Origin of the sequence: Streptomyces sp. NPDC087440 (assembly GCF_044744005.1) — a bacterium.
Classification (GTDB): domain Bacteria; phylum Actinomycetota; class Actinomycetes; order Streptomycetales; family Streptomycetaceae; genus Streptomyces.
In genome coordinates this window covers 476,309-489,494 of sequence record NZ_JBIUXN010000002.1, presented here as the reverse complement: position 1 = coordinate 489,494, position 13,186 = coordinate 476,309, and the positions used below count along the sequence as shown (strand labels likewise).

General features: G+C 71.4%; 17 protein-coding genes. 11 read left to right on the top strand and 6 right to left on the bottom strand.

The window, feature by feature from the left end; genetic code table 11:
- Nucleotides 1-234 precede the first annotated feature (234 nt).
- From ACIO3O_RS06995 to ACIO3O_RS06980, 4 genes are all read right to left on the bottom strand, one after another.
- Nucleotides 235-975: a response regulator transcription factor gene (locus ACIO3O_RS06995; RefSeq protein WP_401742866.1), complete on the bottom strand. Its 741-nt coding sequence runs from the start codon at nucleotides 973-975 to the stop codon at nucleotides 235-237.
- A 133-nt stretch (nucleotides 976-1,108) separates the two neighbouring features.
- Nucleotides 1,109-2,155 (bottom strand): S1C family serine protease, encoded by a 1,047-nt coding sequence (locus tag ACIO3O_RS06990; RefSeq protein WP_401742864.1) that lies wholly within the window; start codon nucleotides 2,153-2,155, stop codon nucleotides 1,109-1,111.
- Between the two features lie 223 nt (nucleotides 2,156-2,378).
- Entirely contained in the window at nucleotides 2,379-3,401 is a 1,023-nt protein-coding gene (locus tag ACIO3O_RS06985) for a LacI family DNA-binding transcriptional regulator (RefSeq protein WP_401742862.1), read from the bottom strand.
- Between the two features lie 61 nt (nucleotides 3,402-3,462).
- A complete protein-coding gene (locus ACIO3O_RS06980; RefSeq protein ID WP_401742861.1) occupies nucleotides 3,463-4,251 on the bottom strand; it encodes a winged-helix domain-containing protein in 789 nt (262 codons plus the stop codon).
- 279 nt (nucleotides 4,252-4,530) lie between these two features.
- Between ACIO3O_RS06980 and ACIO3O_RS06975 the strand changes: the two genes are divergently transcribed.
- The 8 genes from ACIO3O_RS06975 (at nucleotide 4,531) to ACIO3O_RS06940 (ending at nucleotide 9,934) form a co-directional block, all read left to right on the top strand.
- Nucleotides 4,531-5,406, top strand: a complete 876-nt coding sequence (locus ACIO3O_RS06975) for an alpha/beta hydrolase (RefSeq protein WP_401742858.1) — start codon at nucleotides 4,531-4,533, stop codon at nucleotides 5,404-5,406.
- A gap of 40 nt (nucleotides 5,407-5,446) precedes the next feature.
- Nucleotides 5,447-5,701 (top strand): MoaD/ThiS family protein, encoded by a 255-nt coding sequence (locus tag ACIO3O_RS06970; protein ID WP_401742856.1) that lies wholly within the window; start codon nucleotides 5,447-5,449, stop codon nucleotides 5,699-5,701.
- A gap of 10 nt (nucleotides 5,702-5,711) precedes the next feature.
- On the top strand, nucleotides 5,712-7,022 hold the full coding sequence (locus ACIO3O_RS06965; protein WP_401742854.1) for a hypothetical protein: 1,311 nt from the start codon (nucleotides 5,712-5,714) through the stop codon (nucleotides 7,020-7,022).
- A gap of 96 nt (nucleotides 7,023-7,118) precedes the next feature.
- Complete coding sequence (locus ACIO3O_RS06960; protein WP_401742851.1) at nucleotides 7,119-7,814, top strand: DUF2993 domain-containing protein; 696 nt, start codon at nucleotides 7,119-7,121, stop codon at nucleotides 7,812-7,814.
- A gap of 184 nt (nucleotides 7,815-7,998) precedes the next feature.
- Complete coding sequence (locus ACIO3O_RS06955) at nucleotides 7,999-8,076, top strand: putative leader peptide (RefSeq protein WP_401743424.1); 78 nt, start codon at nucleotides 7,999-8,001, stop codon at nucleotides 8,074-8,076.
- Between the two features lie 174 nt (nucleotides 8,077-8,250).
- A complete protein-coding gene (locus ACIO3O_RS06950; protein ID WP_401742850.1) occupies nucleotides 8,251-9,096 on the top strand; it encodes a sulfurtransferase in 846 nt (281 codons plus the stop codon).
- A 34-nt stretch (nucleotides 9,097-9,130) separates the two neighbouring features.
- Entirely contained in the window at nucleotides 9,131-9,418 is a 288-nt protein-coding gene (locus ACIO3O_RS06945) for a DUF1416 domain-containing protein (protein ID WP_189822275.1), read from the top strand.
- 249 nt (nucleotides 9,419-9,667) lie between these two features.
- Entirely contained in the window at nucleotides 9,668-9,934 is a 267-nt protein-coding gene (locus tag ACIO3O_RS06940) for a DUF3099 domain-containing protein (protein WP_401742848.1), read from the top strand.
- Between the two features lie 33 nt (nucleotides 9,935-9,967).
- Here the strand turns inward: ACIO3O_RS06940 and ACIO3O_RS06935 are convergent, their stop codons facing one another.
- Entirely contained in the window at nucleotides 9,968-10,330 is a 363-nt protein-coding gene (locus ACIO3O_RS06935) for a DsrE family protein (RefSeq protein WP_401742845.1), read from the bottom strand.
- Between the two features lie 261 nt (nucleotides 10,331-10,591).
- Here ACIO3O_RS06935 and ACIO3O_RS06930 point away from each other — a divergent pair, with 261 nt between their 5' ends.
- The 3 genes from ACIO3O_RS06930 to ACIO3O_RS06920 are packed head-to-tail and all read left to right on the top strand — an operon-like array spanning nucleotide 10,592 to nucleotide 12,637.
- A complete protein-coding gene (locus tag ACIO3O_RS06930; RefSeq protein ID WP_401742843.1) occupies nucleotides 10,592-11,164 on the top strand; it encodes an FABP family protein in 573 nt (190 codons plus the stop codon).
- A 45-nt stretch (nucleotides 11,165-11,209) separates the two neighbouring features.
- The gene (locus tag ACIO3O_RS06925; RefSeq protein ID WP_401742840.1) at nucleotides 11,210-11,650 is read left to right on the top strand and encodes a Fur family transcriptional regulator; all 441 of its coding nucleotides are present in this window, start codon (nucleotides 11,210-11,212) and stop codon (nucleotides 11,648-11,650) included.
- 21 nt (nucleotides 11,651-11,671) lie between these two features.
- On the top strand, nucleotides 11,672-12,637 hold the full coding sequence (locus tag ACIO3O_RS06920; RefSeq protein ID WP_401742838.1) for a YgfZ/GcvT domain-containing protein: 966 nt from the start codon (nucleotides 11,672-11,674) through the stop codon (nucleotides 12,635-12,637).
- 7 nt (nucleotides 12,638-12,644) lie between these two features.
- Here ACIO3O_RS06920 and dtd read toward each other — a convergent pair whose 3' ends face one another.
- Nucleotides 12,645-13,070 (bottom strand): D-aminoacyl-tRNA deacylase, encoded by a 426-nt coding sequence (gene dtd / locus ACIO3O_RS06915; RefSeq protein ID WP_401742836.1) that lies wholly within the window; start codon nucleotides 13,068-13,070, stop codon nucleotides 12,645-12,647.
- Nucleotides 13,071-13,186: the final 116 nt, after the last annotated feature.

Here is a 13,186-nt window from a genome sequence, read left to right as displayed (position 1 = left end):
TGGGGCCACTGCCGGGGGCCGTGCCGCTTCCGGGCGCGTTGGGGTCACTTCCGGGGGCCGGAGCACCGCTTGCGGGTGCGATGGGGCTGCTTCCGGGCGCGGTGGGGCCGCTGCCGGGGGCCGTGCCGCTTCCGGGTGCGGGGCCGGGCCGGTGGTGGCTGGGGCCGTCCTCGGGTGCGGGGCTTCCGGGGGCGGGGCTCCCGGAGGCCGGGATGCCGTTGCCTGCGGGGCTGTTCACTCGCCGCCCCGCAGCACGTAGCCCACGCCGCGGACCGTGTGGACCAGGCGGGGTTCGCCGCCCGCCTCGGTCTTGCGGCGCAAGTACATGACGTACACGTCCAGGGAGTTCGAGGACGGTTCGAAGTCGAAGCCCCAGACGGACTTGAGGATCTGCTCGCGGGTGAGGACCTGGCGGGGGTGGGCGAGGAACATCTCCAGCAGGGTGAACTCGGTGCGGGTCAGCTCCACCTGGCGGTCGCCGCGGGTCACCTCGCGGGTGACCATGTCCATCCGCAGGTCCTCGAAGGTCAGGATGTCGCCCGGCGTCTCGGGCAGCCCGGCCTGGGCGGCGTACGAACTGCGGCGGAGCAGGGCCCGTACCCGCGCGAAGAGTTCGTCCAGCTCGAAGGGCTTGACCAGGTAGTCGTCGGCGCCCGCGTCGAGCCCGGAGACCCGGTCGCCGACCGTGTCGCGGGCGGTCAGCATCAGGATGGGGGTGGTGTCCCCGGAGTGGCGCAAACGGCGGGCGGCGGTGAGGCCGTCCATGCGGGGCATCTGGATGTCGAGGACGATCAGGTCGGGTGCGTAGGTGGCGGTCTTCGTCAGCGCCTCGATCCCGTCCACGGCGACCTCGGTCGCGTACCCCTCGAAGGCCAGACTGCGCTGGAGCGCCTCCCGTACGGCGGGTTCGTCGTCGACGACGAGGATGCGCTCGGCGGAGGTCTGGTCGGTGGGGGGAGTGGCTGCCGGGGTCATGTCGCTTCAGTCCTGCTCTTCTCCGGTACGGGGCGGGGGCGCGTCCAGCTTTGCACGGGGCGGGGCGCCGCACGCTGCGGACGCCGCAGGGAGGCGCGGTCCGCGCGGGGCGTTGTGGGCGCCGCCCGGGGCGTCACACCCCGAGGCCGCCGATCAGGCCGCCGCCGCGCGGGTCCTGCTGCTGGCGGGGGGTCTGCTGCTGGTCCTGGGAGCCGCCCTTGCGGAGGCTGTCCAGGTCGGCCTTGACGGTGTCGACGGGGATGGCGAAGCCGAGGCCGACGCTGCCGGAGCTGCTGCCGCTGCCGCCGCCCGAACTCGGGGCGTACATCGCGGAGTTGATGCCGATGATCTCGCCGCGCATGTTGATCAGGGCGCCGCCGGAGTTGCCGGGGTTGAGGGAGGCGTCGGTCTGGAGGGCCTTGTACGTGGTCTTGGACTGGCCTGTGTCGCCGTTGAACTGCTCGCCGCCGAACTCGAAGGGCCAGCCGCCCTGGCCCTGGCCGCGGGGCTGCTCCTGCTCCTTGGAGACGGTCACGTCGCGGTCGAGGGCGGAGATGATGCCGCTGGTGACGGTGCCGGACAGACCCTCGGGGGAGCCGATCGCGACGACCTCGTCACCGACCTTGACGTCCTTGCTGCTGCCCAGCTTGGCGGTCGGCAGCTTGGGGGCGTCCTGGACCTTCAGGAGGGCGAGGTCCTTGTCGGGGTCGGTGCCGACGACCTTGGCGGTGTAGGACTTGCCGGTGGAGAGGGTGACCTTGACGGTGTCGGCGCCCGCGATGACGTGGTTGTTCGTGACGACCTCGCCGTCGGCGGTGACGATCACGCCGGAGCCGGTGGACTGACCGGCGGACGAGGTCGCGCTGATCTCGACGATGGCGGGGCCGACGGCCTGGGCGACACCGGAGACGGTGCCCATGCTGGACTGCGAGACGTTGCTGCCGGGGGCGGCGAGGGGGCTGCCGGTGCCGTCGCCGTTGCCCGTGTACCGCTGCGTGAGGTAAGCGGCACCGCCGCCGAAGGCCGCCGCGACGACGGCCACCGCGGCGAGGAGCGCCACGGGCCGCCCCGCGCGGCGGCGGTGCGCGGTGGGGGCGTGGGCCGGGGGCGGGGGGAACCCGGCGTACGGCTGCGCGGGCTGGTCGCTGCTGGGGTGCGGGGTCTCGTTCGTCATGTTCATGAGCTTGGGCTCGGTGGATGAGAACAGTCTGAGGGCCGGTTAAGAAGCCGGGCAGATTCCCGTATGCCCGATATAAGGGCGGGCACTTCGGCCCGTCGAGGGGGTCCCCCCTGTTCGAGCGAAGCCGAGAACTTGGGGGAGGTTGAGGACGCGCGGGCGCAGCCCGTGCAAGGGCCCGGGGCGGAGCCCCGGCAGTGAGCTCAGCCCCCGAGGACCGCAGACCTCACCCGCACCCGCACGACCGCCGCACGATCAACGCCGAAGGGAACTGCTTGACGCGCTCCCGCCGCGACCCCGCCACCCGCAGCCCGTCGTCCAGGACCAGGTCCACCGCCGCCCGGGCCATCGCGGGCCGGTCCGAGGAGATGGTGGTCAGCGGCGGGTCCGTCAGGGCCGCTTCCTTGACGTCGTCGAAGCCGGCCACCGCCAGGTCCCCCGGCACGTCGATCCGCAGCTCACGGGCCGCCCGCAGCACGCCGATCGCCTGGTCGTCCGTGGAGCAGAAGATCGCGGGGGGCCGATCGGGCCCGGAGAGCAGCCCGAGCGCCACCTCGTACGCGGCATAGCGGTCGTACGGCGCCTGGAAGAGCCGCCCCTCCGTCGAGCGCCCCGACTCCTGCATCGCGCGCCGCCAGCCCTCGACGTGGTCGGCGACCGGGTCGCCCACCGAGGGGGTGGACTCGACGCCGCCGAAGCAGACGACGTACGCGTGGCCGTGCTCCAGCAGGTGCCGCGTCGCGAGCTGCGCGCCGCCGATGTCGTCCGTGACGACGGCGACGTCGTCGATCGCCTCCGGGCGCTCGTGCAGCAGCACCACCCGGGCGTCCCACGCGTCGATCTCCGCCGCCGCGCTCTCGCTCATGCCCTGGCTGACCAGGATCAGACCCGAGACCCGCATGCCGAGGAAGGCGCGGAGGTAGTGGATCTCGCGCTCGTTGCGGTAGTCGGAGTTGCCGACCAGGACCATCTTTCCGCGCTCGGCGGCCGCCTGCTCCACCGCGTGCGTCATCTCGGCGAAGAACGGCTGCCGGGCGTCCGGCACGATCATTCCTATGAGGTCCGTACGGCGGGACGCCATCGCCTGCGCGACCCGGTCCGGGCGGTAGCCCAGTTCCTTGATCGCGGCGAGGACACGCTCGCGCGTGGCCGGGGCGACCGGCCTCGGTCCGTTGTTGATGACGTAACTGACGACCGCGGTCGAAGTCCCCGCCAGTCTTGCCACGTCGTCCCGCGTCACCTTGGCCACGCGCGGAAGTCTACGCGGAGAGACCGGGCCACAGGCCGGTCGTCCCAAGGAACGGGCCGACTTACTCCGCCTCGGGCGATTCCGCCGACCGGGCTACGGAGGCCGAGGCCCGCGCACGGGCCTTCTCCGCCTCCCGCCCGGCGACCTTCTCCGCCGCCGCGGGCTCCTGCTTCTCCGTCTTCTCCGGCACGACGAAGCGGTAGCCGACGTTGCGGACGGTCCCGATCAGGGACTCGTTCTCGACGCCGAGCTTCGCGCGCAGACGCCGTACGTGGACGTCGACCGTGCGGGTGCCGCCGAAGTAGTCGTAGCCCCAGACCTCCTGGAGGAGCTGCGCCCGCGTGAAGACCCGGCCGGGGTGCTGCGCCAGGTACTTCAGCAGCTCGAACTCCTTGAAGGTCAGGTCCAGGACCCGGCCCTTGAGCTTCGCGCTGTACGTCGCCTCGTCCACCGTGAGGTCGCCGTTGCGGATCTCGGTGGGGATGTCGTCGACGGCCAGGTGCTGGCGGCCCATCGCCAGGCGCAGCCGCGCCTCGACCTCGGCCGGGCCCGCCGTGTCCAGCAGGACGTCGTCGATGCCCCAGTCGGCGGTGACGGCGGCCAGGCCGCCCTCGGTGACGACCAGTATCAGCGGGCAGCCGGGGCCCGTGGAGCGCAGCAGCTGGCACAGCGACCGCACCTGCGGGAGGTCGCGGCGGCCGTCGATCAGGATGGTGTCCGCGCCGGGGGTGTCCACCAGGGCGGGGCCTTCGGCGGGGGCCACCCGCACGCTGTGCAGCAGCAGGCCGAGGGCGGGAAGCACCTCCGTCGACGGCTGGAGGGCATTGGTGAGGAGCAGCAGAGAGCTCATCGCGCCCCACCTGCTCGCACGGTCGTCGTCTTCGGTTGGTGCACGGTTCGCTCGCCCATAACGTCGGTTCCTCCTCGGTCCCTGCGAGGACGTTTACGGCACTGCTTCGTACTGCTGTTTCGTACGTACTAGGCCGAAGGCCCCCGCGCCCCGGGGTCCGACGTGCCCGATTTCCTGCTCTCTTGCCCTGTTCTTTCCGAGCTTTTTAGGTCGTCCGGAAAGCACAAAAGGACCCGGGGGCAACGTTGCCCGAGTCCTCTGCCCAGCAGAATAGCCCACATGACAGGCGGCTCCTCTGTTCCCTTGATCACTCCCACGACTCGGCGCACCACGCTCCGTACGGACGATTTTGTCCCGATCGAGGCGCTGTACGAGCCCGGGCCGACCGCCGGTCAGGACCCTCCCCCGCACCCCGCGCAGGTCCCCCTCTTTGTCCTCGCCCACGGCTTCTCCGGCTCGCTGGAGCGGCCCGCCCTGCAACGGGCCGCGGCGGTGTTCGCGCAGTACGGAGCCGTGATCACGTTCTCCTTCCGGGGGCACGGCAGGTCCGGCGGACGCTCCACGGTCGGCGACCGCGAGGTGCTGGACCTGGCCGCCGCGGTGGCCTGGGGAAGATCGCTGGGGCACTCCCACGTGATCACCGTCGGCTTCTCGATGGGCGGCTCGGTCGTGCTCCGGCACGGGGCCCTGTACGGGGCGCCGTCCGGATCTTCGTACGCATCGGAGCAGAGGGGGCGCACGGAAGCGCGCTCGGGCGCGGGGGCCGACGCGGTGGTGGCCGTGAGCGCGCCCGCCCGCTGGTTCTACCGGGGGACGGCCCCCATGCGCCGCCTCCACTGGGTGGTGACGCGTCCGCTCGGGCGTCTGGTCGGGCGGGCCGGACTGCGTACCAGGATTCACACCGAGGCCTGGGACCCCGTACCGCTGTCACCGGTCGAGGCCGCCCCGTACCTCTCGAACACCCCTCTCCTGGTCGTCCACGGCGACCGCGACCCCTACTTCCCGCTCGACCACCCGCGCTCCCTCGTCGCCGCCGCGCCCCGTGCACAGCTGTGGATCGAGCCCGGGATGGGGCACGCGGAGAACGCGGCGGCCGAGGAGCTGCTGGCCCGCATCGCCGTGTGGGGGCGGGCGGGTGTGCCGGATGGCCCATGATGGACAGCTGACGAGTCGGTCGGGCGAGAGGAGAGCCGCTGTGGCAGCGGGAACCATCCGCTTTTGGGCGGCGGCCAAGGCCGCCGCGGGCACCGCCGAGGAGCCGTACGCGGCGGCCACCCTCGCCGAGGCGCTGGACGCGGTCCGCGAACGGCACCCGGGGGAGCTGACGCGCGTGCTCCAGCGGTGCTCGTTCCTGATCGACGGCGACCCCGTCGGCACTCGTGACCACGGGACGGTACGGCTGGCCGAGGGCGGCACGGTCGAGGTGCTCCCGCCGTTCGCAGGAGGGTGAACCCCAGACCATGAGCAACCACAGCAACGAGCAGTACCCGTATCCGCAGCAGGGGCAGGGCCAGGGGTACGGTCAGCAGCCGTCCGGCGACTACGGGCAGGACCCGTACGACCCCCAGGCGCAGCAGCCCTTCCAGGCCCCCGCCCAGGACCCGTACGCCACGCAGACCTGGCAGGGCCAGACCTGGGAGACCCAGTACCAGCCGGTCCAGCCCGCGTCGGCGGCCGACACCGCGTACCTCCCGCCGCAGAACCAGGCCTCGTACGACTCCTCGTACGACGCGTACGGGACGGGCTCGTCGCACGGGACGGGCTCGTCGCACGGGACGGGCTCTTCGTACGGAACCGGCTCCTCGTACGGAACCGGCTCCTCGTACGGGACCCAGTCGACCGGCACCCAGCCGACCGGCAGCCAGCCCCTCCCGCCCGAGGTCCCGGTCCGGCAGGACCCGGAGCCCGTGGAGCCCGCGCACACCCCCGCCGCCGGGATTCCGCAGGCCCACGCCCCGTACGACATCCCCCCGGCCCCCGCCTACAGCTCCCCGGCGACCCGCGGCAACACCCGGATCACCGACGCCCAGCGGGCCCGTGCCGAGGGGCGGTCGCCGATCATAGAGCCCGGCATGAAGCCCGCCCTGATCACGGCAGTGCTGGGTGCGCTGCTCGCCGGGGCGGCGTTCTTCGGGCAGTTCGCGCTGGTGGTCCCCGTCGTCCTGCTCCAGGCGGTCACCGCCGCCGGATGGTTCCGGCTGAACGGCATGTGGCCCGCCCGGCAGGGCATCGCGCTCGCCTTCCTCGGCGCCGTGGTGGCCGACGTCGCGATCCTGGTCGTCGACGGGCTGCACGCGCCCGCCGCGATCCTGGGCACGCTCGGCATCTGGGTCCTGCTCACCCTCGTCCTGCACCTGCGCAACGGGATGCCCGCCGACGAGCGGATGTACGCCCTGACCGCCGGGGTCACCTCGGCCGCGCTCGCGGTCGTCGCCTCCGGGCACCTGGCGGCGGACCCCAAGGCCATGACGGTCGGCGGGGTCGCGGTCGCCGTCGCGGTCTTCGCGCGGGCGCTGCCGCTGCCGACGATCGCCTCCGTGGCGGTCGCCCTGATCGCCGCCGCCGGTTCCGGCATCGCGGTCGGCGGGGCCAACGGGGTCGGCCCGGACGGTGCGCTGATCGGGCTCGGGGCGGGGATGTGCGCGCTGATCGGGCTGCGGGTGGCGAGCTACGACTACCCGTCGAAGTTCGTGCACATGACCGCCGGTGTGGCGCTCCCGCTGACGGCGGCGGCCCCGGCGGTGTACCTGCTGGGCAGGGCGTTCGCCTGATCCCTCCTGGGACTTCCGGGGTTGGTGTGACCCCCACCGGTTAGGCTCACCGTCAGATACGGGGGCCGAACGAATGCGGGTGGGGGAACACCGGTCATGCGCGCGATACGAATACTTCTCATCCTGGTGGTGATCTTCGGCGGCATCTTCGTCGCCGCCGACCGCTTCGCCGTGAACTACGCCGAGGACGAGGTCGCGGCCAAGGTCCGCACCAGCCAGGGCCTGTCGGCGGAACCGCAGATCGACATCAAGGGCTTCCCCTTCCTCACCCAGGTCCTGGGCAAGAAGCTCGACCGGGTCGACGTCACCATGGACGGCCTGGAGGCGAGCGCGGAGGGCAAGAAGCTGACCGTGGGCACGATGACCGCCGAACTCCACGACGTGGCCCTGGAGAACAACTTCTCCTCCGCCACCGCCGCCCGTGCCACCGGCACCGCCGTGATCTCGTACGACGACCTCACCCGCGCGGCGGGCGACAAGGACGTCAAGCTGGCCTACGGCGGAGGCGGCAAGGTCAAGGTGACCGGATCGATCTCCTTCCTCGGCCGCGAACTGACCCGCAGCGTGCTGTCCAGCGTGAGCCTGAAGAACGGCGGCCGGTCCATCGCGGTGCGCGCCGACGAGGTGCCCGGCCAGGAGATCCCCGGCCTCGAAAAGCTGATCCGCAAGAAGATCGACTTCGAGCGCCCGATCGGCGGCCTGCCGAACGGCCTGAAGCTGGACAAGATCACGCCGGTGGAGACGGGCATGCAGATCTCCGTGAGCGGCACGAACGTGCACCTGGCCGGATGAACACACCTGTGGCCGGATAGCGAGACGGAGGCGTCCACTCCGCAGGACTGGACGCCCCACGGGCGGGACGAGGGGTCGGGACCGATGTCCCGGCCCTTCGCCATATCCCACACACCGGACGATTCCGTCTCACCATATGACACACCGGTGACACGCCCGCCGGATCGTCCCTACGATCGGACCCATGCAGAAGCGACAGGCGGACCTCACGAAGCGGCGGGCAGTAGACCTGTGCCGCGTCGCCGCCATGCTCTGTCGCTAGCACCGTTCGCGCGGAGGTCGCCGGGCACTGCGTCCCGACTCCCGCCTTCCCGGGGCGACCTGCGCCCCTCCCGCCGCACAGCGCCGCCGTACGCACGGCCCCGCCGCCGTACCCGCGCGCACCCCCGCACCTGCCCTGCCGTATCCCCCCGTAACTGCCCCGGAGGAGAAACACATGAGCCGCAGCGACGTACTGGTCGACGCCGACTGGGTCGAGGCCCACCTGGACGACCCGAAGGTGGCGATCGTCGAGGTCGACGAGGACACCTCGGCGTACGAGAAGAACCACATCCGCAACGCCGTCCGGATCGACTGGACCAAGGACCTCCAGGACCCGGTCCGCCGCGACTTCATCGACCAGGCCGGCTTCGAGAAGCTGCTCAGCGAGAAGGGCATCGGGAACGACACCACCGTCGTCCTCTACGGCGGCAACAACAACTGGTTCGCCTCCTACGCCTTCTGGTACTTCAAGCTGTACGGCCACGGCGACGTGCGCCTCCTCGACGGCGGCCGCAAGAAGTGGGAGCTGGACTCCCGCGACCTGGTCGACGGCGCGCAGGTCCCCGAGCGCGCGGCGACGTCCTACAAGGCCCAGCCGCAGGACGAGTCGATCCGCGCCTACCGCGACGACGTCGTCAAGGCCATCAACACCCAGAACCTGGTCGACGTCCGCTCGCCCGACGAGTTCTCCGGCAAGCTCCTGGCCCCCGCGCACCTCCCGCAGGAGCAGTCGCAGCGCCCCGGCCACGTGCCCTCCGCCCGCAACATCCCGTGGTCGAAGAACGCCAACGACGACGGCACCTTCAAGTCGGACGAGGAGCTCAAGGCGCTCTACGAGGCCGAGCAGGTCGACCTGGCGAAGGACACCATCGCCTACTGCCGCATCGGTGAGCGCTCGGCCCTGACCTGGTTCGTCCTGCACGAGCTGCTGGGCGTGGAGAACGTCAAGAACTACGACGGCTCCTGGACCGAGTACGGCTCCCTCGTCGGCGTGCCGATCGAGCTCGGCGCCAACAAGTAAGCCCCCCTCCCTTCCCAGACTTGGAGCACCCCTCATGTGCGGAGCACAGGCCGGCGGCCCCGACGCCTCCACCATCAAGCCCGGTGAGACCACCATCCAGGGCAGCGTCACCAAGGACGGCGAGCCGGTGACCGGCTACGTCCGCCTCCTCGACTCGACCGGCGAGTTCACCGCCGAGGTCCCCACCTCGGCCACCGGTCAGTTCCGCTTCTACGCCGCCGAGGGCACCTGGACGCTGCGCGCCCTGGTCCCGGGCGGCACGGCGGACCGCACGGTCGTCGCCCAGACGGGCGGCCTGGCGGAGGTCGCGATCGCCGTCTGAGTACCTGACGCGCCCCTCGCACCGCTCGGCGCCGGGGCGCCTCACGGGCTTCGGCCCGCTGCGCCGGACTCCGTCCGTCGGGTTCCGCGCAGCACCGGGCCTCGCAAACCGGCCGGAGGGCCGCACCCACAGGGGGTTGGACGCCATACCTGTGACGAAAGGGTGCGGCCCTCCGGTCCTGCGTTCTTCCGGTCGGCCGGACGCGTACCGGCCCTGCCGCGGGCCGGTCCCCGGACGTACCGTAGAAGTATGTACGCGCGTCGCCGCCGCGGCTATTTCCTCATGATGGGGACGTGCCTGGTCCTCTTCGTGGGAGGGTGCGCGGTCGTGCGGCTCTGGTCGGTGCCGGTCGCGGTCGGGATGTGTGTGGTGGCGGCCCTGATTCCACCCGTGGCGGCCATGGTCGCCAACCGCAAGGGACCCGGGGACCGGTGGTGGGACGACACCACCGGGGACGACGACTCCGACGACCTGTGGGACGAGCTGGACGGCCGGGGCAAGCGCGACCGCCCCTGACCCCCGTGCGGCCTACCCTGACCCCCGTGCGGCCTAGTAGACGAGCGCCTGCACGCCGTCGCCCATGATCTCGCTCACGAACACCTGCGCCCCGGCGATCCGCACGCCCTCCAGCACGTCCTTCTCGCCGATGTCCCGCCGTACCGCACACTGCGTGCACAGGGTGATCGTCCCGCCCGCCTGGACGGACTCGATCAGGTCCGGCAGCGGCGCGGAGTGCGGCAGCTCGAACTCGGCCGCCCTCCCCGGCAGCGCGAACCACGCCGACTCACCCGTCAGCCACAGCGACACCTCCACCCCGCTGGCCACCGCCACCGCCGCCACGGTGAACGCCTGCGAGCACCGCTCGGGGGCGTCGGCCCCGGCGGTCACCTTGATCACGAGCTTCTTCGACATACCGCGCAGCCTAAGGGCCTGTCCGGCGCGACGAACCTCACCGAGAGCGCCCGAGCCCGGCGGACTAAGCTGGGGCCCGGCCCGTATCTCACACCCCGCTCATCACAAGGAGCACCCCGTGCTTGAGGCAGTCTTCTCCTCCCTGCTGGTCCTGGTCTGCGTCGGCGTCCTCGCCTTCGCCGGTCTGACCGTGAAGAAGCTCTACCAGGGCCAGCGCTAACCCGTACCGGCCGCCCTCCACACAGATCGCCTGAGCCACTCATGATCGAGATCCCGTCCGACCTCCACCCGGACCTCGTCCCCCTCGTCTTCCTCCTCGGGAAGTGGACGGGTGCGGGCGTCACCGACTTCCCCGGCCAGGAGAAGGCCAACTTCGGCCAGGAAGTCACCTTCAGCCACGACGGCCGCGACTTCCTGGAGTACGTCTCGCACTCCTGGATCCTCGACGCCGAGGGCAACAAGGTGAAGCCGCTGGAGACCGAGTCCGGCTTCTGGCGCATCGACAAGGACCGCAAGGTCGAGGTCGTCATGACCCGCGACACCGGGGTCGTCGAGATCTGGTACGGCGAGCTGGCCGACCAGAAGCCGCAGATCGACCTGGTGACCGACGCCGTCGCGCGCACGGCCGCCTCCGGTCCGTACACCGGCGGCAAGCGGCTGTACGGGTACGTGAAGAGCGACCTGATGTGGGTCGGCGAGAAGGCCACCCCCGAGGTCGAGCTGCGCCCGTACATGTCGGCGCACCTGAAGAAGACCGTCACCCCGGAGGAGGTCGAGGCCATGGCCAAGAACCTCCCCGACCTGCCGGACGACGGCATCGCGTTCTTCCGCTGAGCCGAGAGCAGTCCGAACGCTCGCCGCGCTGCCTAGACTGGTGGCGTGGTGAGCACCGACTGGAAGAGTGATCTGCGGCAGCGCGGTTATCGGCTGACACCGCAGCGGCAGCTTGTGCTGGAAGCGGTGGACGCGCTGGAGCACGCGACACCCGACGACATCCTGGGCGAGGTGCGCAAGACGGCCTCCGGGGTCAACATCTCGACCGTGTACCGGACCCTGGAGCTCCTGGAGGAGCTCGGGCTGGTCAGCCACGCGCACCTCGGGCACGGGGCGCCGACGTACCACCTCGCCGACCGGCACCACCACCTTCACCTGGTGTGCCGGGACTGCTCCGACGTCATCGAGGCCGACGTCGAGGTCGCCGGGGACTTCATCGCCACACTGCGCGGCGAGTTCGGCTTCGAGACCGATATGAAGCACTTCGCGATCTTTGGTCGCTGCAAGGACTGCACGGCGGCCAAAGCGGCGCAGGGGGACGCGTAAGCGAGTCGTACGCTGGGAGGCATGACGAGCCCCCTCCTTTCCCTGCCCGGCGCCGTCCCCGCCGAGGGCCGCGACGCGGGCGTGGCCGCGCACTACGGCGACCTGTTCCGCGAGCAGCGTGCGCTCGCCGGCGGGTCCGGTTTCGTGGACCTCTCGCACCGGGGGGTCGTGAGCGTCACCGGCGCCGACCGGCTGAGCTGGCTGCACCTGCTGATCACCCAGCACGTCACCGAGCTGCCCGCCGGGCAGGCCACCGAGGCGCTGGTGCTCACCGCCAACGGGCACGTCGAGCACGCCATGTACCTGGTGGACGACGGGGAGAGCGTCTGGATGCACGTCGAGCCGGGTACGCAGGGCGAGTTGATCGCGTACCTGGAGAGCATGAAGTTCTTCTACCGGGTCGAGGTCCAGGACCGCACCGAGGACGTCGCGATGGTCTGGCTGCCCGCCGGGTCCATCGGTGAGGTGCCGGCGGGTGTCGTCGTACGGGAGACGGCCTACGGACGGGACCTGTTCCTGCCGCGCGCCGACCTGGAGAAGTTCGCCGCCGAGCACGGGCCCGCGGCGGGCGTGCTGGCGTACGAGGCACTGCGCGTGGAGGGGCACCGGCCCCGGCTCGGCTTCGAGACCGACCACCGCACCATCCCGCACGAGCTGGGCTGGATCGGCAGCGCGGTCCATCTGCAGAAGGGGTGCTACCGGGGGCAGGAGACCGTCGCCCGCGTGCAGAACCTGGGGAAGCCGCCGCGCAGGCTCGTCTTCCTGCACCTGGACGGCAGTGAGGTGCTGCTGCCGCCGTCGGGCACGCCGGTGCGGCTGGCGGCCGACGGGCCCGACGGGCGGCAGATCGGCTTCGTGACGACGTCCGTACGCCACCACGAGCTCGGCCCGATCGCGCTCGCCCTGGTGAAGCGGAACGTGGCGCTCGACGCCGAGCTGATGGCGGGGGACACCGCCGCCGCCCAGGAAGTGGTCGTGGAGCCCTGATACGGCCCTAGATGTCCAGTAGCACCGTGAACGGGCCGTGATTCGTCAGCGACACCCGCATGTCCGCGCCGAACCGGCCCGTCTGCACCGTCGCCCCCAACTCCCGCAGCCGCGCCACGACCTCGTCGACCAGCGGTTCGGCGACGTCACCGGGGGCGGCGGCGTTCCAGGTGGGACGGCGGCCCTTCCTGGCGTCCCCGTACAGGGTGAATTGTGAAATCACCAGGAGCGGGGCGTTCACGTCGGAACAGGACTTCTCGCCCTCCAGGATGCGCACCGACCACAGCTTCCTGGCCAGCTGCGCCGCCTTCTCCGGGGTGTCCTCGTGGGTCACTCCCACCAGGACACACAGGCCCTCACCGACGATCTCCCCGACCGTCTCGCCGCCGACGACGACGCTCGCGCCGTCCACTCTCTGCACCACAGCTCGCATGCCGACCATGATGCCTGCCCGCAATCCCCTCCCTCGTGCAAGGGCCATACGGGTGCAGTGTGCCTGCGTGGGAAGCGGCAGGAGTGGCACGATGCGTGACGAGGCGGTGCGCCGCA